The organism is Streptomyces sp. KM273126, assembly GCF_004337435.2.
Lineage (GTDB): Bacteria > Actinomycetota > Actinomycetes > Streptomycetales > Streptomycetaceae > Streptomyces > Streptomyces acidicola.
On record NZ_SJXB02000001.1, the window covers coordinates 1,247,858 to 1,272,966 of the forward strand.

General features: G+C 71.5%; 25 protein-coding genes and 1 pseudogene. 20 read left to right on the forward strand and 6 right to left on the reverse strand.

The genetic code is table 11. The features are described from left to right. Window positions 1-10: 10 nt before the first annotated feature. Together E0500_RS05300 and E0500_RS05305 are read right to left on the reverse strand one after the other, a co-directional pair. Window positions 11-880 carry a universal stress protein gene (locus tag E0500_RS05300; RefSeq protein ID WP_181586879.1) on the reverse strand — a complete coding sequence of 290 codons (870 nt, stop codon included), beginning with the start codon at window positions 878-880 and terminating at the stop codon, window positions 11-13. Window positions 881-903: 23 nt separating this feature from the next. Beyond that, window positions 904-1,809 (reverse strand): universal stress protein, encoded by a 906-nt coding sequence (locus E0500_RS05305; RefSeq protein ID WP_181586880.1) that lies wholly within the window; start codon window positions 1,807-1,809, stop codon window positions 904-906. A gap of 358 nt (window positions 1,810-2,167) precedes the next feature. Here E0500_RS05305 and E0500_RS43540 point away from each other — a divergent pair. Together E0500_RS43540 and E0500_RS05310 are read left to right on the forward strand one after the other, a co-directional pair. Next, window positions 2,168-2,354: pseudogene (locus E0500_RS43540) on the forward strand (universal stress protein); the annotation flags it as partial. Between the two features lie 433 nt (window positions 2,355-2,787). Beyond that, window positions 2,788-3,072, forward strand: a complete 285-nt coding sequence (locus tag E0500_RS05310) for a DUF1540 domain-containing protein (protein ID WP_131562631.1) — start codon at window positions 2,788-2,790, stop codon at window positions 3,070-3,072. Window positions 3,073-3,255: 183 nt separating this feature from the next. On the opposite strand, the gene E0500_RS05315 is transcribed toward E0500_RS05310, so the two are convergent. Then, window positions 3,256-4,173, reverse strand: a complete 918-nt coding sequence (locus E0500_RS05315) for a DUF1918 domain-containing protein (RefSeq protein ID WP_131562629.1) — start codon at window positions 4,171-4,173, stop codon at window positions 3,256-3,258. A 136-nt stretch (window positions 4,174-4,309) separates the two neighbouring features. Here E0500_RS05315 and E0500_RS05320 point away from each other — a divergent pair, with 136 nt between their 5' ends. Then, window positions 4,310-4,984: a CBS domain-containing protein gene (locus E0500_RS05320; RefSeq protein ID WP_131562626.1), complete on the forward strand. Its 675-nt coding sequence runs from the start codon at window positions 4,310-4,312 to the stop codon at window positions 4,982-4,984. 82 nt (window positions 4,985-5,066) lie between these two features. Here the strand turns inward: E0500_RS05320 and E0500_RS05325 are convergent, their stop codons facing one another. Together E0500_RS05325 and E0500_RS05330 are read right to left on the reverse strand one after the other, a co-directional pair. Beyond that, window positions 5,067-5,396 carry an Hsp20/alpha crystallin family protein gene (locus E0500_RS05325; protein ID WP_309504964.1) on the reverse strand — a complete coding sequence of 110 codons (330 nt, stop codon included), beginning with the start codon at window positions 5,394-5,396 and terminating at the stop codon, window positions 5,067-5,069. A gap of 130 nt (window positions 5,397-5,526) precedes the next feature. After that, entirely contained in the window at window positions 5,527-5,838 is a 312-nt protein-coding gene (locus E0500_RS05330) for a DUF1876 domain-containing protein (protein ID WP_131562624.1), read from the reverse strand. Between the two features lie 237 nt (window positions 5,839-6,075). Between E0500_RS05330 and E0500_RS05335 the strand changes: the two genes are divergently transcribed. The 8 genes from E0500_RS05335 (at window position 6,076) to E0500_RS05370 (ending at window position 15,917) form a co-directional block, all read left to right on the forward strand. Beyond that, entirely contained in the window at window positions 6,076-6,945 is an 870-nt protein-coding gene (locus E0500_RS05335) for a universal stress protein (protein WP_131562622.1), read from the forward strand. Between the two features lie 127 nt (window positions 6,946-7,072). Further along, complete coding sequence (locus E0500_RS05340) at window positions 7,073-8,548, forward strand: bifunctional aminoglycoside phosphotransferase/ATP-binding protein (RefSeq protein ID WP_131562621.1); 1,476 nt, start codon at window positions 7,073-7,075, stop codon at window positions 8,546-8,548. A 398-nt stretch (window positions 8,549-8,946) separates the two neighbouring features. Beyond that, window positions 8,947-9,975, forward strand: a complete 1,029-nt coding sequence (locus tag E0500_RS05345) for an alcohol dehydrogenase catalytic domain-containing protein (RefSeq protein ID WP_131562619.1) — start codon at window positions 8,947-8,949, stop codon at window positions 9,973-9,975. A 309-nt stretch (window positions 9,976-10,284) separates the two neighbouring features. Continuing rightward, the gene (gene acsA, locus E0500_RS05350) at window positions 10,285-12,075 is read left to right on the forward strand and encodes an acetate--CoA ligase (protein ID WP_131562617.1); all 1,791 of its coding nucleotides are present in this window, start codon (window positions 10,285-10,287) and stop codon (window positions 12,073-12,075) included. Continuing rightward, on the forward strand, window positions 12,072-13,184 hold the full coding sequence (gene pdhA / locus E0500_RS05355) for a pyruvate dehydrogenase (acetyl-transferring) E1 component subunit alpha (RefSeq protein ID WP_131562615.1): 1,113 nt from the start codon (window positions 12,072-12,074) through the stop codon (window positions 13,182-13,184). The genes acsA and pdhA overlap by 4 nt, the downstream gene beginning before the upstream one ends. Before the next feature lie 2 nt (window positions 13,185-13,186). Beyond that, on the forward strand, window positions 13,187-14,182 hold the full coding sequence (locus E0500_RS05360) for an alpha-ketoacid dehydrogenase subunit beta (RefSeq protein WP_131562678.1): 996 nt from the start codon (window positions 13,187-13,189) through the stop codon (window positions 14,180-14,182). Window positions 14,183-14,184: 2 nt separating this feature from the next. Continuing rightward, window positions 14,185-15,669: a 2-oxo acid dehydrogenase subunit E2 gene (locus tag E0500_RS05365; protein ID WP_131562613.1), complete on the forward strand. Its 1,485-nt coding sequence runs from the start codon at window positions 14,185-14,187 to the stop codon at window positions 15,667-15,669. 2 nt (window positions 15,670-15,671) lie between these two features. After that, window positions 15,672-15,917, forward strand: a complete 246-nt coding sequence (locus E0500_RS05370) for an acyl carrier protein (protein WP_131562611.1) — start codon at window positions 15,672-15,674, stop codon at window positions 15,915-15,917. Window positions 15,918-15,942: 25 nt separating this feature from the next. Here the strand turns inward: E0500_RS05370 and E0500_RS05375 are convergent, their stop codons facing one another. Further along, window positions 15,943-16,803: a CBS domain-containing protein gene (locus tag E0500_RS05375; RefSeq protein ID WP_131562609.1), complete on the reverse strand. Its 861-nt coding sequence runs from the start codon at window positions 16,801-16,803 to the stop codon at window positions 15,943-15,945. 198 nt (window positions 16,804-17,001) lie between these two features. Here E0500_RS05375 and E0500_RS05380 point away from each other — a divergent pair, with 198 nt between their 5' ends. The 9 genes from E0500_RS05380 to E0500_RS05420 are packed head-to-tail and all read left to right on the forward strand — an operon-like array spanning window position 17,002 to window position 24,972. Continuing rightward, the gene (locus E0500_RS05380; RefSeq protein ID WP_131562606.1) at window positions 17,002-17,502 is read left to right on the forward strand and encodes a hypothetical protein; all 501 of its coding nucleotides are present in this window, start codon (window positions 17,002-17,004) and stop codon (window positions 17,500-17,502) included. Continuing rightward, entirely contained in the window at window positions 17,502-18,485 is a 984-nt protein-coding gene (locus E0500_RS05385; RefSeq protein WP_131562604.1) for a V-type ATPase subunit, read from the forward strand. Before E0500_RS05380 ends, E0500_RS05385 begins: the two co-directional genes overlap by 1 nt. Next, a complete protein-coding gene (locus E0500_RS05390) occupies window positions 18,472-19,971 on the forward strand; it encodes a V-type ATPase 116kDa subunit family protein (protein ID WP_181586881.1) in 1,500 nt (499 codons plus the stop codon). The genes E0500_RS05385 and E0500_RS05390 overlap by 14 nt, the downstream gene beginning before the upstream one ends. Next, window positions 19,968-20,384: an ATP synthase subunit C gene (locus E0500_RS05395; protein ID WP_131562602.1), complete on the forward strand. Its 417-nt coding sequence runs from the start codon at window positions 19,968-19,970 to the stop codon at window positions 20,382-20,384. The genes E0500_RS05390 and E0500_RS05395 overlap by 4 nt, the downstream gene beginning before the upstream one ends. A gap of 2 nt (window positions 20,385-20,386) precedes the next feature. Continuing rightward, a complete protein-coding gene (locus tag E0500_RS05400; protein WP_258572631.1) occupies window positions 20,387-20,614 on the forward strand; it encodes a hypothetical protein in 228 nt (75 codons plus the stop codon). Then, on the forward strand, window positions 20,611-21,138 hold the full coding sequence (locus tag E0500_RS05405; RefSeq protein WP_131562600.1) for a V-type ATP synthase subunit E: 528 nt from the start codon (window positions 20,611-20,613) through the stop codon (window positions 21,136-21,138). Before E0500_RS05400 ends, E0500_RS05405 begins: the two co-directional genes overlap by 4 nt. Further along, on the forward strand, window positions 21,135-22,898 hold the full coding sequence (locus E0500_RS05410) for a V-type ATP synthase subunit A (RefSeq protein ID WP_309504965.1): 1,764 nt from the start codon (window positions 21,135-21,137) through the stop codon (window positions 22,896-22,898). Before E0500_RS05405 ends, E0500_RS05410 begins: the two co-directional genes overlap by 4 nt. 14 nt (window positions 22,899-22,912) lie before the next feature. Continuing rightward, window positions 22,913-24,355, forward strand: a complete 1,443-nt coding sequence (locus E0500_RS05415; RefSeq protein ID WP_131562595.1) for a V-type ATP synthase subunit B — start codon at window positions 22,913-22,915, stop codon at window positions 24,353-24,355. Beyond that, window positions 24,352-24,972, forward strand: coding sequence for a V-type ATP synthase subunit D (locus tag E0500_RS05420; protein WP_181586882.1), 621 nt, complete (start codon window positions 24,352-24,354; stop codon window positions 24,970-24,972). The genes E0500_RS05415 and E0500_RS05420 overlap by 4 nt, the downstream gene beginning before the upstream one ends. The last annotated feature ends 137 nt before the right edge of the window (window positions 24,973-25,109 follow it).

Below are 25,109 nucleotides of genomic sequence, written 5' to 3' on the forward strand. Positions count from 1 at the left end.
GCCGGTAATGTCAGGAGAGTTCCGGTACGACGGCCACTGGGCACGCCGCGTGGTGCAACACCCCGTGGGCGACACGGCCGAGCTGAAGGCCGAAGTGACCGTGGCGGCGCCGTGCGCCGACGACGAGCAGGTCGGCCTCGTGGGAGACGGCGACCAGAGCGTCGCGGGCACGGCCCTCCATGGTGAGTCGGTCGACCGTCAGGTCGGCCGGTGCGTCCCGCAGGGCCTCCTCCAGCAGCTCGACGGCCTGCTGCTCCAGATGCGCCGGCTCGCCGGCGAGCAGAGGATGACCGGTTGTCGCATACCCGGGGCGCCGCCACGCCCGTACGGCTTCCAGCGGCACTGCGCGCAGGACTGCCTCCTCGACGGCGAACCGTAGGGCGGCCGAGCCCCTCGGCTTCGCGCCGACGCCGAGGACGATCCGGCCCCTGGCCCCGGAGCGGGCCTGGTCGTCATGGCTGCCGCGCAGCACGATCACCGGGCAGTGCGCGCGACCGGCGGCCGTCAGGCTCACGGAGCCGAGGAGTGCCCCGATCACCCCGCTGCGGCCTCGGCACCCCAGGACCAGGGCGTCGGCGGTGCTGCTCTCCCGGACGAGCCCGTACTCCGGTTCCTCGGGCAGTACGTCGGTGGTGACCTTCACGCCCGGCCGGCGGCGCCGGGCGCGCCGCTCGGCGGTGCCGACGACGTCCCGGGCCATCACCTCCTCCAACGGCTTGTCGAGATCCTGAGCAAGCAGAGCGCCTTCGTAGCGCTCCCAGAGGGAGGAGTACACGAGCCGGAGCGGTGCCCCGCGCAGGGCGGCCTCGTCGGCCGCCCAGTCGACAGCCCGCAGACTCGGCTCGGAGCCGTCGACACCGACGACGATCGGAAGGTCCATCGTGCTCCCTCTCCAGGAACGGATCAGCCGTGCGGAACCGCGGCGACCGGGGCCTCGACGTGATGCAGGACGGCATGCGCAACGTGGCCGATGTGGGTGCCGAGGCGGCGGGTGCGGATGCGCCGGCCGACGACGACCAGGCAGGCCTCGCGGGAGGCCTCGACGAGAATCTGCGCGGCGCTGCCGCACCGGCTCACCTCGGTCACCTCCACGTCCGGGAACTTCTGCCGCCAGGAGCGCAGCACCTCGGTCAGGACCGTGGCCTGCTTGCGTGCGAGCATGTCGTAGAGCTCGGCGTCACCTTGGAAGCGGTAGAAGGAGGTGGGCGGCTCTGGCCAGGCGTGTACGACTCTCAGGGAAGTGTCCCGGCGCGCGGCGGCATCGAAGGCGAACTCAAGAAGTGTCTCGTCGGGGCGGCCGGTGTCGAGGCCGAGGACGACGGGCTGGAAGGCGGTCGCGGCGGACGGCACGCCCGCCGGGTCCATCCTGTGCTCGTCGGCGGCCTGCTCGCCGGCCCGGACCAGGACCACGGGACGTTCGGCATGGGCGATGACGGCCAAGCTGACCGAGCCGACCATGAAGCCCACGATCCCGCTGAAGCCGCATGAGCCCAGCACCATCAGGTCGGCGGACTCCGCCGCCCCGATCAGGGCCTCCGCCGGATCCCCGGTGAGGTGAACGGTGATCACCTCCACGCCGGGATGGCGCAGCCGCAGCCCCTCGGCGGCCTCACGGGGAACCCGCTCGGTCCACTGCTGCTGGGTCTCGGCGCCGGGCAGCGCGGCCTGGAGCACGAGCTCCGGCACCGGCTCCCAGACGTCAACGATCTTCAGCGGCAGACCGCGCAGCCCTGCTTCGCGCGCCGCCCATTCGGCAGCAGCCCGGCTCTCGGACGATCCGTCGAAGCCCACCGTGACGCTTCGGGACATCGTCTCCACCTCCTGGGACCAGGCTCCGCTTCCAGCGTGGTGACGCCGCGCTCACAGGGTCAGGGGCCGCAACTCTGCGGGACCGACCGGCCCCTCGCCGACCGGGTTCCTTGACATGAGCCACTCCATGCCTGCCCGAGCGCCCCCGGAACGGGACCACATGCGCCCCGGGGGGTCTGGGGTACTCCTCGAATGAGTCCGCCGTGCTCACCCCACCTGTGCGGACCCACAGGCCGAACACCCCTGACAGTCGCCCGGCCGGCCGCCAGGGCACGGGGCCGATGGCCGTCCGGTGGCAGTCCGGGCGCGCGTGAACAACTACGCCATTCCAGCTTCGTACGACACGGAGGCAGCCGCCATGGAACGAGTTGCCGCCGTAGGCCTCGACGGTTCGCCCGAGAACCTTGCCGCCGCCCGTTGGGCCGCTGACGAAGCCGAGCGGCGCACGCTCACCCCTGCGCCTGCTGCACGCGTGGCCCCTGCTCGCGCCGGAACCGACCCACATCCCCTCGGAGATCGATCAGAACTATTGGGCGAAGCACATCAACGTGCATGCACCGTGAGGATGGTCCCTGTGCCACCGCCGACCGGCGTGCAGGCCGGGCGCGCGCTGGGGGCCCTTGTTCCGCCCTCGCGCGCCACACGGCCGGACAGCGCGGCTGAGAGCCGATGGGCCCTTGCCGAGATGCCCCGGCGACGCGTATGCCGGACGGTGGGAGGAGGGGACCGATGATGCAAGTGACTTCACCACTGCCCGATAAAGCCAGGGCTGTCGAGTAACCGGCCGCCCCTGGACGCATGCAGCCTGTTGAGGTCGAGGCTCGCAGGCCAGCCCACGGGGTTGTCTCTCGTTCGGCGGAAGTCTGCTGGCCGTCGGCTGCGCTGAGGGCCACGCTCGACCTCATGGGCCCATGCTCACCTCGCCGCTTACCGCCGTCGACGAGCTCGGGGAAACACCGGCACCAGGAGATCACCGTCATGGAAATGCCCGTCGTGACCGAATGCGCCGTCGAGAACTGCGCCTACAACCGGGACCGCGCCTGCCACGCCCTGGCCATCACCGTGGGCGACCTCCGGCACGCACACTGCGACACCTTCTTCTCCGCCCCCTCCAAGGGTGGCGACCCGTCCGCCACTGGCCGGGTCGGCGCCTGCAAGATGCCCTCGTGCCGGCACAACGTCGACTTCGAATGCCGCGCCCCCGGCATCACCGTCGGCTACCAGCAGACCGACGTGGACTGCCTTACCTACGCACCCGCCTGAGCCGGGCTGTGCATTGTGCATCGACGGGGCGGCGGCCGCGTCGTGCACCAGAGCGGTCGCCCACGCGCCGGAGGTTCTTGCCTGTTCACCGGACCCTCGTGAGTCGGTGGCCCGCCCGGACGGGACCGCTCTCCGGCGGTTCGTGGGATGCGCGCAGGGCAGGCCGCAGTCCCTGGCCGCTGACTAATCGGCCGGAGTGATACGGCGGCCCGTGAGGTGCATGGGCCAGATCGACACCCACATGCCGCGTTCGCCACCCGCCCATGGCTCGGTGTGGGCGCGGTCAGTCAGCCGCCGCACAGCATCGGGCTCGGTGACAATGCGTGCGAGGCCGACGGCAAGCACGCTCCAGCCCTGGCTCATGGCCTCGTCCACGTGGTCGACCTCGAAGGCGACCTCCATGCCCGCGGCCGCCGCGGGTACAGAGCGGGGTGTGGTCCGGAAGGCGATCGCGTCATCGACGACCTCATAGTTGACCGGGACGACCGCCGGGCCCTCGGGTCCCGGTACTGCAACGCGTCCCACACCGTGCGTGGACAGCAGGGCGCGGCATTCCTCCGGGCGGAGGTCCCGCAACTGGGGGCGCAGCAGCGCGTGGCCCTGGCCGGGCGGCAGATCGATATCTGCTCCCCGCAGGGCGGTGACAGTGGTGCCCAGCGCGTCGGCAAGCCTGATGAGGGTCGCCACGGTCGGGTCGGCCGGCTGTTCCTCCAGGTATGCCAGGTAGTCCCGCGACATGCGGGCGCGGGCAGCCGTCTCCTCCCGGCTGAGCCCCTGTCTCCGCCGTTCGACGGCCACGCGTCGGCCAATGTCGCCGGGATTGAGGCTTCCTGGTGGCGAGGGTGTTCCAGAGACGGCTCTCGCCTCACCCATGCCCGGCTGGAAAGCACCGTGCGTGGTCCCGGGCGGTCCGTGCTCGACGTGATGGATGTGTGCGTCGGGTCCGGGGAACACCAGCGTCACCTCGTGCGTGTCCGACCAGCGCACATCATAGGGAGGCGTTCCGTCCTCGTGATGGAGTCCGACGATCTCGCCGTCGCGCCGGTGGGCGCCCGTCGTGGGACTTTCGATGACGATTTGGTCGCCGAGGTCAGCTCGCATGATCGCCGCCCTCTCCTCAGAATGGTGCTGTATCCAACGTGCCACGCGCAGAACGCCGTCGCATGGGGGTGGCAGCCTCGTACCCGCAGGGTGGGCTGAGACGACTTGCTGTCGCGTTCCAAGAGGAAGAGGCGACATGCACCATCGAACGGTTGCGGAGCTCATGACCCGGGACGTTGTCCGGGCGCGGCGTGACATGCCGTTCAAGGAGATCGTCAAGCTGCTCACGGACTACGACGTCACCGCCGTACCCGTCGTCGACGAACTGGGCCGTCCCATGGGTGTGGTGTCCGAGGGCGACCTGCTGCGCAAGTCCTCCGACCAGGCCGACCCCTCCGGCCGGACACCGGTGCCCCATCTGGAGGCCTGGGAGCGGGCCAAGGCCCAGGGCACCACGGCCGAGGAGCTGATGTCGGCTCCCGCCGTGTGCGCGCGTCCGGAGTGGACCGTGGTGGAGGCGGCCCGCCTCATGGAGACCCAGAACGTCAAGCGACTGCCCGTCGTGGACGAGGCGGACCGGCTGCAGGGCATCGTCAGCCGCCGCGACCTGCTGAGGGTCTTCCTGCGCCGTGACGACGCCATCCGCGACGAGATCGCCGAGGACGTGCTGCGCAGGACGCTGGGCCTGGTGGCCTCGGACGTGATTGTCGAGGTACGCGAGGGCAGGGTGACCCTCGGTGGCTCCGTCCCGGTCGAGAGCCTGATCCCGGTGATCGAGCGGCTGTGTCAGAGCGTGGACGGAGTCGTCTCGGTCTCCCAGCACATCGCGTACCGTGCCGACGACTCCGAAGGTTCCAGTGACGGCACGTGACCCCTGTTCCAGAACTGAGGTTGCCTGCACTTATCCAGAATCCTGGGCACGCACCGCCCCGGTCCGTTCCCCGCCCTCTGGCTCAGCCAGAGATCTCGATGCGCTGCGGTTTGCCCTGCTCGGCCTTCGGAACGCGCACCGTGAGCACTCCGTTGGTCAGTTCGGCGCTGACGTGTTCGGTGTCCGAGTTGGACGGCAGGCTCGTGCGGTAGTCGAACTGCCCGATGTGACGGGCATGTCGCCGAACCACACCGGTGCGCTCCTTCTCTTTGAGTTCACCATGGACGTCGAGCTCGCCCTCGGCGACCTCCACGGTGATCTGGTCCTTGTCAACGCCGGGAAGCTCCAGCTCCACCAGATATGCGTTCTCGGTGTCCTCGATGTCGGCCAGCGGCGCCCACGCCTCGGCCACTCCCCCGTTCACCGCCGGGGAAAGCGGACTGCATCAGCCGGTCCATGCGGGTGTGCAGTTCCTCAAGTTCGCGGAAGGGGTCCCATACTGGGAAAGCACCCCTGCCACGAGGTACAGGCAGCGTCATCGGTCATCCTCCTTGCATCTGGTCCGGCAGCGGCCAGCGGGGCTCGGGCCGAGCATTCCGCCCGGCCAGGGGCGGGCTCACGCCCTCGATGTCGCGCTCGGCGACATCCACCAACTGCCGACCGAGGTCGTGCATCGCTCTCCCCGCCGCCAACTCGTCACCGATCTCCGGCACATCCGTGTCTGCGCCGTTCCGGTATGCGGCACCGCGCCCGGTGAACTCCGTGGTTCCGGTGTTCAGCACGACACGCACCTTGGTCGATCCCTCTTCCTCAAAGAGGTAGAGACGGACCTTCCACTCCACGGTATGCGGCATCACGTTCCACCTCATCCCGGCACGGACACCACCCCTGTCTCCTCGTGCGGGACTCCACGTCTCCGGCCCCTCCTGCCAGGTCCACATGCGCCGCGGACGGGATTGGAGTACTCCTCGAATGAGAGAACGACGCATCGCGCTCGGCATGTCAGCAACGTCCGGACGATCCCCACCCTCGGACTCGTTCACCGTCATTCACCGTCATTTCCAGCTTCCAACGAGACGGAGGCCCCCGCCATGCAACCAGCCGTCACGGTGGGTCTCGACGGCTCACCCGAGAGTCTTGCCGCTGCCCGCTGGGCCGCCGACGAGGCGGAGAAGCGCAAGCTCACGCTGCGTCTGCTGCACGCGTGGCCGCTGCTCGCGCCGGAACCCACGCACATTCCCTCGGAGATCGATCAGAACTACTGGGCGAGGCGTCTCGTGCACACCGCTCGGGCAGAGCTCCAGACAGCCCATCCGGGCTTGTCCATCGTCGGCAACCTGGTCCCCGACGACGCCGGGCACGCACTGGTCCAAGCCGCATCGGAGTCCGAGATGCTGGTGATCGGTTCGCGGGGTCTGGAGCCCGTTGAGAGCTACTTCCTGGGCGACGTCGGCATGTCCGTCGTGGCCCGGGCCGAGCGGCCGGTGGTGCTGATCCGCGCCGAGACTCGCCCTCAGGGACCATCGCCCGCACCCACTGGCAACGTAGTGGTGGGCCTGAAACTGCACGGGCCCTGCGACAGTCTGCTCGCCTTCGCCTTCGGCACCGCCGCGGCGAGGGGCGTTCCCCTTCGGGCCGTCCACGGCCGCAGCGTGCCACTCCAGGCACGCGTGCCCTGGGGTGTGGACCACGACATCACCGAAGAGATCAGACAGGATGCGCGGAAACAGCTGAACAAGGCACTCCACCCCTGGCGTGAGAAGTTTCCGCAGGTGGAGGTGGCAGAGAGTATCGATCTCGACAGCCCCGCCAAGGCCGTCGTACGGGCCTGTGAGGGAACGGGGCTGCTCGTCGTCGGCCGCAGGGAACACCACCACACTCCGGCGCCACGTCTGGGCCCCGTGGCCCAGGCAGCCATCCATCACGCCCGCTGCCCCGTCGCCGTGGTCCCTCATGACTGAGCCGGGCATCCAAGGCAAAGGCAAAGCGGTGCGGTCGTTGCGATCGGCTCGATCGGCGTCTCGGGCCGACGCTTCCGTGCTCCGGTCCGGCGACCCACAAGACGGAGAGCCGCTGCCGCGCGCAGAGGTGTCCGAGACCCATAGCGCGATCGTGTTCTTCGCGGGCGACCGCGCCTACAAGGTCAAGAAGCCGGTGGAACTGGGCTTCCTGGACTACACCACGGTGGCGGCTCGCCGGGCGGCATGCGAGCGCGAAGTCGCTCTCAACCGCCGTTTCGCACCGGACGTCTACCTGGGCCTGGGCGAGATCCGCACCCCCGACGCGGAAGCGCCCGAACCACTCGTGGTGATGCGCCGCATGCCCGCTGCCCGCCGCCTCTCCCGGCTGGTACGTGAAGGGGTCGCCGTCGACGACGTCCTCCGGGCCGTCGCCCGACAACTCGCCGCGTGGCACTCGGACGCGCCCCGCGGCCGGGATGTGGACGCGCAAGGCACGCGAGACGCGCTGTCCTCGCGTTGGGAGGCCGGCTTCGCCCACGTCCGCGCGTTGGCCGACAGCGGCGTCGTGCCCGACGGGGTGGCGGAGGTGGAGCGGCTGGTACGCCGCTACCTCGCCGGCCGCGAGTGCTTGTTCGACTCGCGCATCGAGCAGGGACGGGTGGTCGACGGCCACGGTGACCTGCTCGCCGAGGACATCTTCTGCCTCGACGACGGCCCCCGCGTCCTGGATTGCCTGGAGTTCGACGACCGGCTTCGCTACATCGACGGACTCGACGATGCCGCCTTCCTCGCCATGGACTTGGAACAGCTCGGCGCCCCAGAGACCGCGGCGTACTTCCTCGCCCAGTACGGCGAGTACTCCGGCGACCCCGCACCCCCTTCCCTGCGACACCACTACGTCGCCTACCGCGCGTTCGTCCGCGCCAAGGTGTCCCTGATCCAGGCACGCCAAGGCGCGCCGGGCGCGGAGACGGCGTCACACCGGCTGGTCACGACGGCGCTGCGCCACCTGCGCACCTCCGCCGTCTGCATGACGCTCGTCGGCGGCCTGCCGGGCAGCGGGAAGTCCACCCTCTCCGGAGCACTGGCCGACCGGCTGGGGGTCACCCTCCTCAGCAGCGACCGCCTCCGCAAGGAACTGGCGGGCATTCCCCCGGAGCAGTCCGCGGCGGCCGGCTACGGCGAGGGCCTGTACACCCCCGAGTGGACGGCCAGAACCTACGCAACCCTGCTCGACCGCGCCTCCGCCCTGCTGTCCTGCGGCGAGTCCGTCGTCCTGGACGCCACCTGGTCCGACGCGACACAGCGCGCAGCGGCCCTGCACGTGGCCGAACGCACCCACACCGACCTGGTGGCCCTGCACTGCTACGTACCGGACGACGTGTCGGCGGCCCGCCTGAGCACACGCGCCCCCGGAACATCCGACGCCGGCCTCGACATCGCCACCGCCATGGCGGCCACGGAACCCCCGTGGCCCGAGGCCGCCGCCGTCGACACCAGCGGACCGTTGGAGTCTGCGGTCACCGAGGCCCTGGCAGCCGTACGCCCGTGGGGCACCGGTCAAGCCCCGGTCTTCCGCCGCCCCTACAGGGAGCCGGACTGAACGAACGGTCAAACCCGAGGGCGTCCAGGCACCGCCGCCGGCCGCTGGGCCGCGCGTCCACGCTTCGCGGGATGTGGCGCGGTCCCTCATGGTGGGCGGTACGGAACCGGGATGGCTGCGCCTGGTGCGCGGGCGCACGCGCTGTTCCGCAGAGAGAACCTGCTACACCTCGCTGTTCGTCGGCCTCCCCTATTTCTCCTCGAAGCTGTGGCTGGCCGACGACGAGCAGGATCACCACCGCGGCGTGTACGAGTGGGACGACCCGCAGCGCGCCGAACACCTACGCGCGTTCCGGACGGTCCTGAGGAGTCCAACGGGCTACTGGTCTCGGTTGCCCGGGCCTCCTTCCAGAGCGACGGTGGAGAGAGCCGGCCGAGTCAGCCAGGGAGTGGGTGACCATGCGAGCCCTCGTCTACCACGGCACCGAACAGATCTCCTGGGACACGGTCACGGATCCGGCGATCGAGGACCCGGCCGACGCGATCGTGCGTGTCGACGGCACCACGATCTGCGGTACTGACCTGCACATCCGGCGCGGAGACCTGCCGGAGGTGAAGCCAGGAACGGTCCTCGGCCACGAGGCGGTCGGCGAGGTGGTGGAAACCGGCCGCGAGGTCCGCTCCATCGCCCCCGGGGATCGGGTGATCGTGTCGTCCGTCTCGGCCTGCGGCCGCTGCCGGTTCTGCCGGGACAGCATGTTCGGACAGTGCCACGGCGGCGGGGGCTGGATCCTCGGGAACCTGATCAACGGAACACAGGCCGAGTTCGTACGGGTACCCTTCGCCGACTACTCCACCCGGCGGTGGCCCGCCAGTCTGGCGCTCGAGGACGCCGTACTGCTCGCCGAAGTCCTCCCTACCGCCTATGAGGTCGGCGTGCGGAACGGACACGTGGGCCCGGGAGACACCGTCGTGGTCGTGGGCGCCGGTCCTGTCGGACTCGCCGCGGTCATCATCGCCCGGATCTACTCGCCACGCAGAATCATCGCGGTGGACCTGTCCTCCGCCCGGCTGGAAGCTGCCCACCGCCTGGGAGCGGACTCCGCCGAAGTTCCCGGACGGTTGATCGCCGATCTCGCCGACGGCCCCGGCGCCGAGGTGGTCATCGAGGCCGCCGGAGACCCGGAGAGCTTCGCCCTGTGCACACGGGTCGTACGCTCGGGTGGGCACATCGCCAACATCGGCACGCACGGAAAGTCGGCCACACTGCATCTGGAAGCACTGTGGCGCAAGAACGTGACGATCAGCACCGGCCAGGTCGACACCTCCTCCACCCCCTGGCTGCTCGACCTGGTGACCTCCGGACGCCTGTGCATCACCCAGCTCGTCACCCACACCTTCGGTCTCAGTCAAATCGAGGACGCCTACCAGGTCTTCTCCCACGGCCCCGCCACCGGAGCCCTGAAAGTCGTGCTGCACCGCGAGTGATCCGCCCGGCCTGCAGGAGCGCGAACGGGCCGTCCGGTCCGTCTGCCAGGGCCGTCCGGCCCTACAACCCGCCCACGAACTGCGGTGGTATGGAAGTGAGCCGAGGGCCATCAGGAGACACGGCGAAGCAGAGCGAAACCGCGCACCGTGCAATTCGGGCCCGCAAGAAGCGGGCGGCCCCGGCTCCATCAGTGTCGGCAGAATGCCGCGGCCCGTCCGGGCGGGCCGTGCCCTGTCCCGCGACCGACATGCGGCCAGGACTGGGCTCGGCGACTCTGGAGATCGGGGGCAGTGCCGGGAGGAGTGCCCATGCACTGGGAAACCATCCACAAAGACACCGCACCGATCGTCCTTCCCCGTCTCATCGGCTACGACCGGGCCCGCTCCGCCTTCACGTGGTCGCAGGCGCGCACCTCACTTGCCGGACTGCCCGGCGGCGGGCTCAACATGGCCCACGAGGCGGTCGACCGGCACGCGGCGTCGGACCATGCGGACAAGGCCGCGTTGCGGTGCGTCGCCCGGGACGACTCCGTCGCCACCGTCACGTATGGGGAACTGGCTCGCCGTACGGCCCGCTTCGCGAACGTCCTGCGGTCACTTGGCGTCGGCCACGGGGACCGGGTGTTCACCCTGCTCGGCCGCTGTCCCGAGCTCTATACGGCGGTGCTCGGCACGCTGAAGAACACCAGCGTCCTGTGCCCGCTGTTCTCCGCGTTCGGCCCGGACCCGGTGGAACAGCGACTGCGGCTCGGCGACGCCCGCGTACTGGTGACCACGGCGGCTCTGTACCAGCGCAAGGTCGCCGACCGGCGGGCGTCGCTCCCCGTCCTCGAAGACGTCCTCATCGTCGGGCCCGGTGCCGAGGAGCTTGCCGGCACGCTCTCGTTCGACGAGCTGATGTCCGCTGCCCCGGACGCGTTCACCATCCCGCCGACCTCGCCGGAGGACATGGCGCTGCTGCACTTCACCAGCGGAACGACCGGCACCCCCAAGGGCGCCATCCACGTCCACGAAGCGGTCGTGGCCCACTACGCCACGGCCGGGTACGCGCTTGACCTGAACCCCGAGGACGTGTACTGGTGCACCGCCGACCCCGGCTGGGTCACCGGCATGTCGTACGGCATCGTCGCCCCGCTCGCGCACGGCGTCACGGTGGTCGTCGACGAGGGCGACTACGACGCCCGGCGCTGGTACCGGATCCTCGGCGAGCAGCGGGTCAGCGTCTGGTACACCGCGCCAACGGCCCTGCGGATGTTGATGCGTGCCACGCCGCGCGAGGGCCCGTACGATCTGCCGCGCTCCTACGACCTGTCTGCCCTGCGGTTCATCGCCTCCGTCGGCGAGCCCCTCAACCCGGAGGCCGTGGTGTGGGGCCAGGAGGTCCTGGGCCTGCCGGTCCACGACAACTGGTGGCAGACCGAGACCGGCTCCATCATGATCGCGAACTTCGCGGCCTGCGAGATCCGGCCCGGCTCCATGGGACGGCCGCTGCCGGGGGTCGAGGCGACCGTGCTGAAGCAGGGTGAGGACGGCCGGGCGATGGTCACCGACGGCAGGGTGACGGAGGTGGACAGCCCGGATGCGGAGGGCGAGTTGGCCTTGCGGCCGGGCTGGCCGTCGATGTTCCGCGGCTATCTGCACGACAAGGAGCGTTACGAGGCTGCTTTCGCCGATGGCTGGTACCTGACCGGCGATCTGGTCAAGCGGGATGCGGACGGCTGGTACTGGTTCGTGGGACGCGCCGACGACGTGATCAAGTCGGCGGGGCATCTGATCGGCCCGTTCGAAGTCGAGAGCGCGCTGATGGAGCACGCGGCGGTCGCGGAGGCCGGGGTGATCGGCCGTCCCGATCCGGTCGCCGGGAACGTCGTCAAGGCGTTCGTGTCGCTGCGCCCCGGCGTCGAGGCGACCGGGGGCCTGGAGCGCGAGCTGCTGGCCTTCGCCCGTCGTCGGCTCGGCCCGGCCGTCGCGCCCCGGGAGATCGCCTTCGACCAGAACCTGCCCAAGACCCGCAGCGGCAAGGTCATGCGCCGCCTGCTGCGTGCACGCGAACTCGGTCTGCCCACCGGCGACTTGTCGACGTTGGAGGGATCCTCATGAGTCTGGCCCGCCCCACCCGCACCAGGAAGGCCCCGGCACCCCAGAAAACCGCCAGAACGGCCGCGAAGAAGACCACGACGAAGAAGAAGACGAGGAGCGCGAGGAGCCCGACGACAAGGGTTCCGGCCGCTGGACCGGACGCCGTGCACAGGATGGATCTGCTGGAGGCCATGCTGCGCATCCGGCGCTTCGAGGAGCGGTGCGTCGAACTGTACAGCGCCGCCAAGATCCGCGGCTTCGTCCACCTGTACATCGGCGAGGAAGCCGTCGCCGTCGGCGTCAACGAAGCGCTGACACCCGAGGACGCGGTGGTCTCCACCTACCGAGAGCACGGCCACGCACTGGCCCGCGGGATCACCGCGGAGGCGGTCATGGCCGAGATGTACGGCAGGACGACCGGGTGCAGCGGCGGCCGGGGCGGATCGATGCACCTGTTCGACGCGAGCCGCCACTTCTACGGCGGCAACGCGATCGTCGCCGGCGGGCTCCCCTTGGCGGCCGGGCTCGCCCTCGCCGACCACATGCGCGGACAGTCCCGTGTCACCTGCTGTTTCTTCGGCGACGGGGCCTTCGCCGAGGGCGAGTTCCACGAGACCGCGAACCTGGCGGCCTTGTGGAAGCTGCCTCTGCTTCTCATCTGCGAGAACAATCTCTACGCCATGGGCACGGCGCTGGAGCGGCACGAGGCACAGACCGACCTGGCGATGCGTGCCGCCTCCTACGGCATGGTCGCCTGGGCCGTGGACGGCATGGACGTCGAGGCCGTCGAGCAGGCCGCCCGCCGGGCCGTGGAGGGGATCCGGGCCGGCACCGGACCGCACTTCCTGGAGCTGCGCACCTACCGCTTCCGGGCTCACTCGATGTACGACCCGGACCGGTATCGCGAGAAGGGGGAGATCGAGCAGTGGAAGTCCCGGGATCCGATCAGCCTTCTCACGAACCGTATGCGCGAGAACAGCGAGCTGGGCGACGACGATGTGGCCCGGATCGAGCAGCGGATCACCGCCGAGGTCGACCACGCCGTCGAAGCGGCCGAACAGGCACCCGAGGAGCCGGTCGAGCACCTGCTCCACCACGTCACGAGTTCCTCGGCGGAGGCGGTGCGTTGACCGTGGGCGGCGGCGGAACACAGGAGACGAAGACGACCTACCGGGAGGCGATGCGCGAGGCCCTCCGGGAGGCCCTGCGCTCCGACGACCGAGTCTTCCTCATGGGCGAGGACGTCGGCCGGTACGGCGGATGCTTCGGCGTCAGCCTCGGTCTGCTGGAGGAGTTCGGCCCCGAACGCGTCCGCGACACCCCGCTGTCGGAGTCCGCGTTCGTGGGCGCCGGCATCGGCGCCGCCCTGGCCGGGATGCGGCCCATCGTCGAGATCATGACCGTCAACTTCAGCCTGCTCGCCCTGGACCAGATCCTCAACAACGCCGCCACCCTGCTGCACATGTCGGGCGGCCAGCTGCCCGTACCGCTGGTCATCCGCATGACCACGGGCGCCGGACGGCAGCTCGCCGCCCAGCACTCGCACAGCCTGGAAGGCTGGTACGCGCACATCCCCGGCATCCGCGTCCTCGCCCCGGCCACACTGGAGGACGCACGCCACATGCTGGCCCCCGCACTCGCCGACCCCGACCCCGTACTGATCTTCGAGCACGGAAGCCTCTACAACGTCTCCGGCGAACTCCTCCCGCCCACCGAAGCCATGGACCTGGGCCATGCCGCGATCCGCCGTCCCGGCACCGACATCTCCCTGATCACGTACGGCGGTTCGCTGCCCAAGACCCTCGCGGCAGCGGACGAACTGGCCGCCGAGGGCATCCGCGCCGAAGTGATCGACCTGCGCACGCTCCGCCCTCTCGACGACGCGGCCATCACCGCCTCCGTGGCAAGTACCCACCGGGCAGTGGTTATTGACGAGGCATGGCGCACGGGAAGCCTCGCGGCCGAGGTGTCCGCCCGCATCGCCGAAGGGTCGTTCTACGAACTGGACGCACCCGTCGAGCGGGTGTGCAGCGCGGAGGTGCCCATGCCGTACGCGCGGCGGCTGGAGGAGGCCGCCCTGCCACAGACCGCCGACATCGTCGCGGCCGCCCACCGGGCGGTGGACTGATCATGACCGAGTTCACCATGCCGTCCCTCGGCGCGGACATGGACGAGGGCACGCTCCTGGAATGGCTGGTGGCGCCCGGCGACCCGGTCCACAAGGGCGATCCGGTCGCGGTCGTCGAAACCGCCAAGTCGACGATCGAGGTGGAGTGCTTCGAAACCGGGACCATGGCGAATCTGCTCGTCGAGCCCGGCACGACGGTGCCAGTGGGCACGCCGCTCGCGCTGATCGGGCCGACGGCGGAGAAACCCGGGAAACCGCAAGGGGCGGAGAAGCCACACAAACCCCGGAAACCGGCGAAGGTCAGGAAACCCGAGCCCCCGGACGGAGAGGAGAAGGCAGAGGAGCGACGACCGATCCGCCATGTACCGAAGAAGGGCGAGCCCTCCGAGCCCCCTTCCCCACCCCCCGAACCCGCACCAGTGCCGGTGTCGGCACCGACCGCCGCTCGGCAGCCCGACCACATCGAGGCGGTCCCCTTGGTCCGCCATCTCGCGGAACAGAGCGGCGTCGACCTGAAGACGCTGCACGGCTCCGGCCCCGGAGGGCGCGTCACCCGGACCGACGTCGAGGAAGCGGCGGCTGCCCGAGCCGCTGCTCGGCCACCTCGCGTGCGGGCCACCCCTCTCGCCCGGAGGCTCGCCGCCGAACTGGGCGTCGACCTGACCACTGTGACGGGGACGGGCAGGGCGTCGGCCGTCCGGGCCACGGACGTCCGCCATGCAGCCCCGGGCCCGTCGGCCCCCGCACGGCCCGCGGGCGCGGGCGCCACCCCGGTACGTCCTTCCGCTGCACGGCCTTCTACCGAAGGCCCGTCCGAAGACCGGGCTGCGGCCATGCGCCAGGCGATAGCCGGCCTGATGACACACGCCAACCGGGACATCCCCCACTACTACCTGTCCACCACCGTGGACATGGCCGCCGCGATGGACTGGCTGCACGAGCACAACCGGCGCAGCCCGGTCGGTGAACGGCTGCTCCCCGCGGCCCTGCTGCTCAAGGCGGCGGCCCTGGCGGCCCGGACAGTCCCCGAGCTCAACGGCTTCTGGACCGATGACCACTTCACGGCAGGCGAGGGCGTACACCTCGGTGTGGCCGTGTCCCTGCGCGGCGGCGGGCTCGTTGCCCCGGCGCTGCATCATGCCGACACTCTGGCGCTCCCGCAGTTGATGACGGCCCTGAAGGACGTGGTCACCAGAGCCCGTTTGGGCAGGCTGCGCGGGTCCGAGGTGTCCGACGCCACGATCACGGTCACCAACCTCGGCGATCAAGGGGTGGAGACGATCTTCGGTGTGATCTACCCGCCGCAAGTGGCCCTGGTCGGTTTCGGGCGCGTGGTCGACCGGCCGTGCGCCGTCGACGGCCTGCTGGGCGTGCGGCCCGTGGTCACGGCGACCCTCTCGGCCGACCACCGGGCGACGGACGGTGCCGTCGGTGCCCGCTACCTCACGGTGGTTTCCCGCCTCCTGCAAAACCCGGAGCAACTGTGAACATGAACCGAACCGATGCACTGGCCATGGTCAGGGAGTCGATCTCCCGCGTCATTCCCGGCGCCGACGTCGCCGGTCTGGGACCGGACGACGCGTTCCGCGACGTGCTGGAGATGGACTCGCTGGATTTCCTGAGTTTCGTCGAGGTCCTCAGCGAACGGTCCGGCATCCGCATCGAGGACGAGGACACACCCCGGCTCGCCACACTGGCGGGCTGCGCCGACTTCCTCGTCGCCCACACGGTGTGATGTGCACTCTGTGGACGACTACGGCTCAGACCGCTTCGGTGTGGTCGACGACGTCGGCCACGTCGTCGATGTCCCGCACCGATGCGAGCAGTTCGGGGACAGGAGCCTTGTCCAGTTTCCCCGTCACCGTCACCACGCCGTTCTCCACGGTGACTTGCACGACGCGCGGATCCAGCAGGTGCTGACCGACCAGGGACTCGACCTCGGCCCGGATCTCGGCGTCATCGCGGATCAGGGCCCGCAGCAGATCGCGTCGGCTCACCACACCGACGAGCCGTCCGCGATGGTCGGTCACCGGGAGCCGCCTCAACCGCGCGTGAGCGGCGGTCCACGCGGCGTCCGCCACTCGCTCCGCCGGATGAACGGTGACGGGCGGGAAGGTCATCAGCGTGGCCGCCGTGTCGCCGTGGCTCTTGTCGTACAGCCGGCGCTGCCACAGCCTGCCGACAGCTCCGTGCCGGTGCGGCTCCGCCATGACGGCGGCCTTGGCCAGCAGATCCGACTCCGAGACGACACCGATCACATGGTCGTCGGCGTCGACCACCGGTACGGCGTTCACCTGCTCGCGAGCGAGGGCGTGGGCCACGTCAGCGAACGGCATGTCGCCGGGGACGGAGGCTGCCGGAACCTGCATGACGTCCCGCACGCGGAGTACGGCCGGTACCTGGGCGGAGGGCGTGTGCGCGGCACTGGCAGGGGGCTCGGTCCCTTCCCTTCCGGCAACGGGCTCGGACTTCTCGGCGCTCCTCGCCGACGCTGCGGTGGCGACCGCCGCGAGGTAGCGGCGCAGCGCGTCCTGGCGCGGTTCTTCCTGCGGTGTCGAGGGTCGGCTCGGCGCGGTGCTGCGGGCCTCCTTCTCCGTAGACCTGTGGTCGAAGTCGCTCACGGCCGCCTCCCAAGGGACGCCGTCCGCCTACGGGGTCAGTCTCGCATCGATCCAGTGGGGTGGCCTCCGGGCGAACGCCCCCGGCTGCGGGACGGTCGGCCCAGCGCGACGCGACAGGTCCCCGTCCACCGTAGAGACTGGGAAACGCGCCAGGGGGAGACTGAAAGCAGGGTCTTGGACCGACCTGTAGGAGAGTTCGTGGCGGGTTTCCGGGACTTTCTGACACGGTTCCGGCCGGCGGTCTCGCCCGGCCGTGCCGCACCCGGTGGTGTCCCCGGGGACCGCTCCGCCGAACTCCGCGCGGAACTCGCACCGCCCCTGGCCCTGCTCGAACAGGCCGAGACGGAAGCCCGGACCGTACGCGAGCGGGCCGCCGACACCGCCGCGTCACACCGGCAGGAAGCCGAACGGCAGGCAGAGGCAATCGTGGCCGAGGCACGTGAGGAGGCCCGCCGGATACGAGCAGACGCCGCCGAGCAGGTGCTGCGTGCCGCCGAGAGCGAGGCGGCGACACTGCGCGCCGCGGCTGAACGGGAGGCGACCGCTGTACGCGACCGCGCCAGGACCCGGACGAACCCGCTCGCCGACCGTGTGCTCGCACTGGTGCTGGAGGACCTCGCGGCGGAGGAGGGATCGCCACCCGAACCGGCGCCTCAGGAGGCTCCGGGCCGCGGAAGGCGCTGGGAGGGTGATCCCTGATGGGCGCCGGATGGGTGGCCGGTGTGACCCGGGCACGGGCCCTGCGAACCAGATGCCTGGGCGCGGACGGCGTCCGCAACGTGGCCGGATTCCGGTCTTTGGACGACGCCCTGCGCTACTTGGCGGCCACCGCATACCGGCACGACGTCACCCCTGGCGCCACCCCGGCCGAGGCCCAGCGTGCGGTCTCGGCGACCCTGCTCTGGCATCTGAGGGTCCTCGCCGGCTGGCAGCCGGCCACCGGCGCCGACGCCATCCGGGCGCTCGCCGCCGGATTCGAGATCTCCAACACCGGGCACCATCTGCGTTCCCTCTCGGCCGAGCCCTCCGGCCGGGCGGGGCCCGACCCGCGGCAGCAGGACTCGGGGCGCCTCAACCCCCTGCCCTACCACCTGGGCGCGCTGGGGCTCGCCTGGCCACGGCTCGCCCGCACCCGTACGCCGTCGGAACTGCGTACGGCCCTCGCGGCCTCCGCCTGGGGCGACCCCGGGGGCGACTCCCCGGCCGCGGTCGCCACCGGCATGCGGGTCTCCGCCGCCGTACGGCTCGCCACCACCGTTCCCGACGCGGTGCGCTGGGCCACGGCCCGGCTCGCCCTGTTGTTCGGCCGTGAGGTGTTCGTCGTCGGCCGTCGGATGCCGGACGTCTCCGTCCGCCGGGTAGCGCGCCTGCTCGGCCCGCGTGCGGTGGCAGCGGGGTCGTACGCCGAGTTCCGGCAGGCGCTGCCGGTCACCGCGAGGTGGCTGCTGGACGACGTCGACGAGGCGGCGGATCTGTGGCGGGCGGAGGCACGGTGGTGGGGTGCGGTCGAGCGGGACGGCCAGGAACTGCTGCGCCGGTCCCGGTTCGGTCCGCAGCCGGTGGTCGGGGCCGTGGCGTTGCTGTCCGTCGACGCATGGCGGACCCGCGGTGCGCTGGAACTGGCCGCCCGGGGCGGTGGCCCCGGGGACTGGCCCGTGGAGGTGCTCGATGCTCCGGGCTGAGGCGGCCGTCCCGGTCCGGATGCGCCGGGTGGCCGTTGTGGCCCCCGAGCAGGCGCTGCGGGAGAGCCTGGTGCGGATCGCCGAGGCAGGCTGTGTCGAGATCGACCTGGCCGGGGACGGCGGGCCGGATGTCCGTGGGCCGGCGGCGACGCGCCTGCAGCGGCTGCGCGCCGAGCCGACGCGACCGGTTCTCAGTGAGGCTCCCCCCGACCTGGACGCCCTGGAGCACGAGGGCCGCACGGACCTGCTGGCGGGCGAGGCGCAGTTGGAGGAACGGCTCGGCAGCGCGGTCCGGCACGGTGAGGTCGCGGCGCTGGCCGGCTGGTGCCCCGAGACGGAGGTGGGCTCCATGGCTGCGCGCATCGCCGGGGCCGGGGGCGCGTTGGTGCCGCTGCGGGCCCCGCGCGGTGTCGATCCGCCGACCCTGCTGACCGGAGCAGACGCGGTGCCTGCTGGGTACGCGGCGAGGACCGTGCGCCGCTCCTTCACGCCCCTGGTCACGACCTACGGGACCGTGCCCTACGCGGACCTCGACCCCACCGTGCCGGCCGGGATCGTCTACGTGGTGATGTTCGGCCTGATGTTCGGTGACGCCGGACACGGGCTGCTCCTGATCGCCATCGCGCTCCTGCTGCGGGCGGGCCGGCCGCGCCGACTGGCGGCGCTGCGCCCGCTGTGGCCCTTCATCGCCGGGGCCGGGCTGGCCGCCACCCTGGCCGGAGCCGCGTACGGCGAGTTCTTCGGCCCGACCGGGGTGCTGCCCGTGCTGTGGCTGGAACCACTGGAGGAGCCCCTGCGGCTGCTGGCCGCCGCCGTCGGGCTCGGCGCCGTGCTGCTGGCCGTGGCCTATGCCGCGGGGATCGTGAACCGGTGGCGGGAGGGCGGACCGACGGCGGCCCTGTACGCGACGACCGGGATCGCCGGCGCGGCGCTCTACCTCGGTCTCACCGTCGTCGCCGGGTATGTGTGGCTCGGTCAGGTGGTGTACGCGGTTGTGGGCGCCGTGATCGCGGCGGTCGGTCTGGTGTTGGCCGGGGTGGGGCTGTACGGGGCCACGGCGGGCGGTCCGGGCGGTGCCGTGCAGACCGGTATCCAGGTCTTCGACTCGCTGGTCCGGATCGGCTCCAACGTCGTGTCCTTCGCCCGCCTCGCGGCCTTCGGCCTGACCCATGCGGCGCTCGGCGCGATCGTCTGGGACGGCACGACAGCTCTGGCGGGCCGGGGCCCGGTGGGCGTCGTCGCGGCGGCATTCGTCTTCCTGCTCGGCAATGCCCTGGCCTTCTCGCTGGAGGCGCTGGTGGCGGGCGTCCAGGCGCTGCGGCTGGAGTTCTACGAACTGTTCTCCCGGCTCTTCGAGGGCGAGGGCCGCCCCTTCAAGCCGTGGTATCTGCCCGTGCAACACCTCACGGGACCGGCCCTCGACGCCGGGCCGCCCGCAGAGACGGAGGCCGTCCGACATGACCCGGTGAGGGAGGAGCAATCGTGATCACCTGGTTCTTGGCCCTGCCCGTCATCGTGGCGGGATTCGTCGTCGTACGCCTTGTGCTGCGACGCTCGGGCCGGACGGCCCTGTGGTGGATGGTCGCCGCCGACGCCGTGCTGCTGGTGGCGGCCACCGTGGTGCTGACCCTGGCGCTCGGCGGAGGAACCGCGCAGGCCGCGACCACGGCGGCACGGGACCCCGGCTCCGGCTCCGCCGCCCTGATCGGTGCCGCGATCGCGGTGGCCGGGGCGACGATCGGGGCGGGAATCGCCGTCGCCTACACCGGTGCGGCCGCCCTCGCGGCGCTCAGCGAACGGCCCGAACTCTTCGGCCGCGCCATGGTCATCGTCGGCCTGGCGGAGGGCATCGCCATCTACGGGCTGGTCGTCGCGGTCATCCTCATCGGGAAGGCCTGATCATGGGCCGCGTCGCCGCCCTCGGCGAACGGAACCGTGTGGCCGGTCTGGCCCTGGCCGGAGCCGTCGTCCTCCTCGCCGACGACCCCGACGCCGTACGCCGCCTCTGGCGCAGCCTGCCGGACGGCATCGACCTGGTGATCCTCACCCCTGCCGCGGCCGAGGCGCTGCGCCCGGACCTCGTGGCACCCGGGGGCCGACGCCCGCTGACCGCCGTGATGCCGCCATGACGACCCCGGCCCCCGACCAGACGACGGACGCGCTCCACCCGGTCCGGGCGGGCCTGCTGCGGGCCGCTCACGCCGACGCTGAAGCGCTCCTGGCCCGCACGGAGCGGGAGACCGCCGCCCGGCTCGACAGGGCCCACGCCGAGGCCCGCGCGATCCTCGACGAGGCCCGGCGGCAGGGCGAGGCCGACGGCGCGGACGCTGCCCGCGACCTCCTCGTCAGGGCCCGGCGGCAGGCCAGGTCCCGCACACTCGCCGCCCGCCGGGGGGCGTACGAAGAACTGCGCCACGAGGCCGCCGAACGGGTCCGGGAGCTGCGCCGGACCGACGGTTACGCCTCCGTGCGGGAGCGGCTGGAGCAGCGCGCCCATGTCCTGCTGGGTCCCGCCGCCGAGGTGAGCGAGCACGCCGACGGAGGTGTGGTGGGCCGGGCGCCGGGAAAGCAGGTCGACCTCTCGCTCACCTCGCTGGCCGACCACGCGCTGGACCGCATGGGAGGGGAGATACGAAGCCTGTGGGAGCCGTGACGGAAGCCTCTGGGACTCATCGACGACCGGCTGCCCGGCAGCCGGTCTCCCGGATCCTGCGTGTCACCGGGCCGCTGGTCGAAATGGAGTACACGGGCGGCATCGCGATGTACGACCTGGTCTCGATCGGCCCGGCCGGACTGCCCGGCGAGGTCGTGGCCATCAGCGGTGACGTGGTCACCGTCCAGGCATACGAGTACACCGGCGGCCTCGCTCCCGGCAACACGGCGCTGCCCCAGGGCCGTCCGCTGTCGGTGCGGCTCGGTCCAGAACTGCTCGGCGGGATCTTCGACGGCCTGCTGCGCCCCCTGTCCGGGGCCGGCGACTGGCTGCTGCCCGGCGTGCAGCGAGCCGCGGCAGAGGAACGCACCTGGTCCTTCTCCCCCTTGGTGGCTCAGGACGAGCAGGTGGACGAGGGGCAGACGCTCGGGGAGATCCGCGGCGCCCGACCGGTGCCGGTGAAAGTCCTCGTGCCACCCGGATGCCGGGGCGCGGTCCAGGAGATCGCCGTCGTCGGGGACCTCCCTCGGGACGCAGTGGTGGCCGTGGTAGATGGGACCGAGGTGACGGTCGGCGCCCGGTGGCCGGTGCGTCAGCCACGCCCGGTGCGGGAGCGGGTCGACAGTCACGAGGCACTGAACACCGGCCAGCGGGTGATCGACCTGCTCTTCCCTGTGGCCCGGGGCAGCACGGTGGCTGTGCCCGGTGGCTTCGGCACCGGCAAGACCGTACTGCTGCAGCAGATCGCCAAGTGGTGCGATGCCGACGTCATCGTCTACGTCGGCTGCGGGGAGCGCGGCAACGAGATGGCCGACGTCATCACCGAACTGTCGGAGCTTCAGGACCCGCGGACGGGCGGGCGCCTCGCGGACCGCACCGTAACGATCGCCAACACCTCCAACATGCCGATGATGGCGCGTGAGGCGAGCGTCCACACGGGGGTGACGGTCGCCGAGTACTTCCGGGACATGGGCCTGGACGTGGTGGTCATCGCCGACTCGACCTCCCGGTGGGCCGAGGCGCTGCGCGAGTTCGCGTCCCGTACCGGCGCGCTGCCGGCCGAGGAGGGCTATCCGGCCGGACTCGCCTCCGCCATCGCGGCCTTCTACGAGCGGGCCGCCGCCGTGACCACCCTTGGCGGCGAACGGGGATCGGTGACCGTGATCGGCGCGGTGTCCCCGCCCGGCGGGGACATGACGGAACCGGTGACCGCACACACCGAACGCTTCGTCCGCTGTCTGTGGACCCTCGACCGCGACCTCGCATACGCCCGCCACTACCCGGCCCTCTCCTGGACGGGGTCCTTCTCCCGGGACGTACCCGCTCTGGCCGCGGGACACCGGGCGGCCGGAGACCCGGCGTGGGCCCAGCGCCGCGGCCGGGTGGGAGCGGTGCTGGCGGAGGCCGACCGGCTGGCCGATCTGGTGGACCTGATCGGCATCGCGGCCCTGCCCGCGCGGGAGCGGATGAGCGTGCTGGCGGGGAGGCTGGTCCGCGAGGGCGTCCTGCAGCAGAGCGCACTGTCCGAGCGGGACGCGTACTGCGGCCCGGAGAAAACAGCCGCCCTGGCCGACGCCGTCCTCGCGGTCGCCGACCGCTGTCACCAACTGGCGGACTCCGGCGTCCCGGCGGCCTCGGTCGAGGAGGTCGACTTCGGTCCGCTCCTGCGCGCCCGCGAGGACACCGGCCCGCACGACACCGCCGGGGTGGCGGCGCGGCGGGACGCCATGCTCGCCCGACTGGGAGCGGTGCAGCCATGAACCCGTCAGGATCCATGAGCCTGTCCGGTGCGATCGAGTACACGTCGGTCCGCGAACTCCGTGGGCCGCTCGCCATCGTCGAAGGCGTCTCGGGGATCGGCTGGGACGAATACGTACGCATCACCCTCGCGTCGGGCGAACGGCGCCACGGCGTGGTCCTGGACGCCGACCGCGACATGGCGGTGGTGCAAGTGCTGGAGGGCACCGCGGGCATGGACCCGGAGGGCGTCCGGGCGGCGTTCACGGGCAGCCCGCTGCGGGTCCCGGTCGGCACGGACTGGCTCGGCCGCGTCTGCAACGGCCGCGGCGAGCCCCTCGACGGCGGCCCGCCCGTCCTCGGCTCCCACACCGCCGACGTGGGCGGCGCCCCCATCAACCCGGTGCGACGCGAACCGCCGTCCGAACCGGTGCTCACCGGTGTCGGGGCCGTCGACGCCCTGACCACGCTGGTGCGGGGACAGAAGCTGCCGGTGTTCTCCGTGGCCGGGCTGCCGCATCTGGAACTGGCCGCCCAGATCGCCGCGCAGGCCACCGCCGCAGGAGAGGCGTTCAGCGTCGTCTTCGCGGGCATGGGGCTGACCCACGCCGACGCCTCCTTCGTACGGGACGCCCTGGAGGAACGGTCCGCGGCCGGAGAACTTGTCCTGCTGCTGAACACCGCCGACAACCCGGTGATCGAACGGATCCTCACCCCGCGCATCGCGCTCACCGTCGCCGAACACCTCGCCTTCACCGAGGCACGGCACGTTCTCGTGGTGATGACCGACATGACCACGTACGCCGAAGCCCTGCGCGAGGTCTCCGCCGCCCGCGGAGAGATCCCCGCCCGTCGCGCCTACCCCGGCTATCTGTACAGCGACCTGGCCTCGCTGTACGAACGCTGCGGACGCCTCCGGGGCCGTCCCGGCTCCGTCACCGTGCTGCCGGTGCTCACCATGCCCGCGGGGGACATCACCCACCCCGTGCCGGACCTGACCGGTTACATCACCGAGGGCCAGATCGTGCTCTCGCCCGAGACGCACGCGCGGGGCGTGTACCCGCCGCTGGACGCCCTGTCCTCCCTCTCCCGGCTGATGCGCAAGGGCGCCGGTCCGGGCCGTACCCGCGACGACCACCTCGACGTCGCCGCCCAGCTACTGGCCGCACTAGCCCGGGCCCGGCAGGTCCGCGATCTCGCGGACCTGGTCGGCCAGGCGGCGCTGAGCCCCACCGACCGCCGCTACCTCGACTTCGACGAGGCGTTCCTGCGGGACTTCATCGACCAGCGCAGCGACGAACCACGCGGCCTCGACGCCTCACTGGAACGCGGCTGGCGAGCTCTGCTCACCCTGCCCCGCAGCCAGCTCTCCATGCTCCCCGCCCGCCTCCTCGACGCCCACGGGGCGAACCTCGACGATCCCGGCCACCCCGACGGTCTCGGCAATCTCGGCGGTCTCGACAGGGAGACGTCCCGATGACCGGCGCTCGTCGTACGCCGCCCGGTCGCGCTGGACGGCTACGGCTGCGGCACAGCCTCGATGTCGCCGAGCGCGGAGCCGACCTGCTGGAACACAAGCTCCGCATCCTGCGCTCCGAGCACCAGCGGCTGCTGCACGCGGAGGAGGCAGCCGCCCGCACCTGGCGGAACCTGCTGTCGGAAGCCGAGAGCTGGCTACTGCGAGGACTGCTCCTGGGCGGCCAACAGGCCCTCGACTCGGCCGCCGCGGGCATCGGCCCGGCCGAGGTCACGGTTCGCTGGACCGTCTCGATGGGGGTACGCCACCCGGCGGCGGTCTCCCTGACCGTACCCGCCCGTCCGCCCTCCGCCGCCGCTCCCACCAACACGGCCCTCGTGCACGCCGAAGCGGCCTACGGCCATGCGGTGCGTGCCGCCGCCGAGTACGCGGCCGCGCACGCCGCCACCGAGCTGGTGGGCGCGGAGGTCGTCAGCACCCGGCACAGGGTCCGTTCCCTGCGGCGCCACTGGATCCCCCGCCTGCGGGAGGCGCTCGGCCAGGCCGACCTGGCACTGGAGCAGGCCGAGCACGAGGACACCGTCCGCCGGCGCTGGGCCGCCCGGGCGGCTGGACGGTGACCGTTCCGCGTGCCCCTCCTGTGAAAGGCGGCTCACTGGAACGCCGCATGGATCTCCTGTTCGGTCACGAAGACGGCGCTCGCAGACCGCCTGGATGCCGCCGAGGAAGAGGATCCGCCCCACGTCAAGGACCAGGG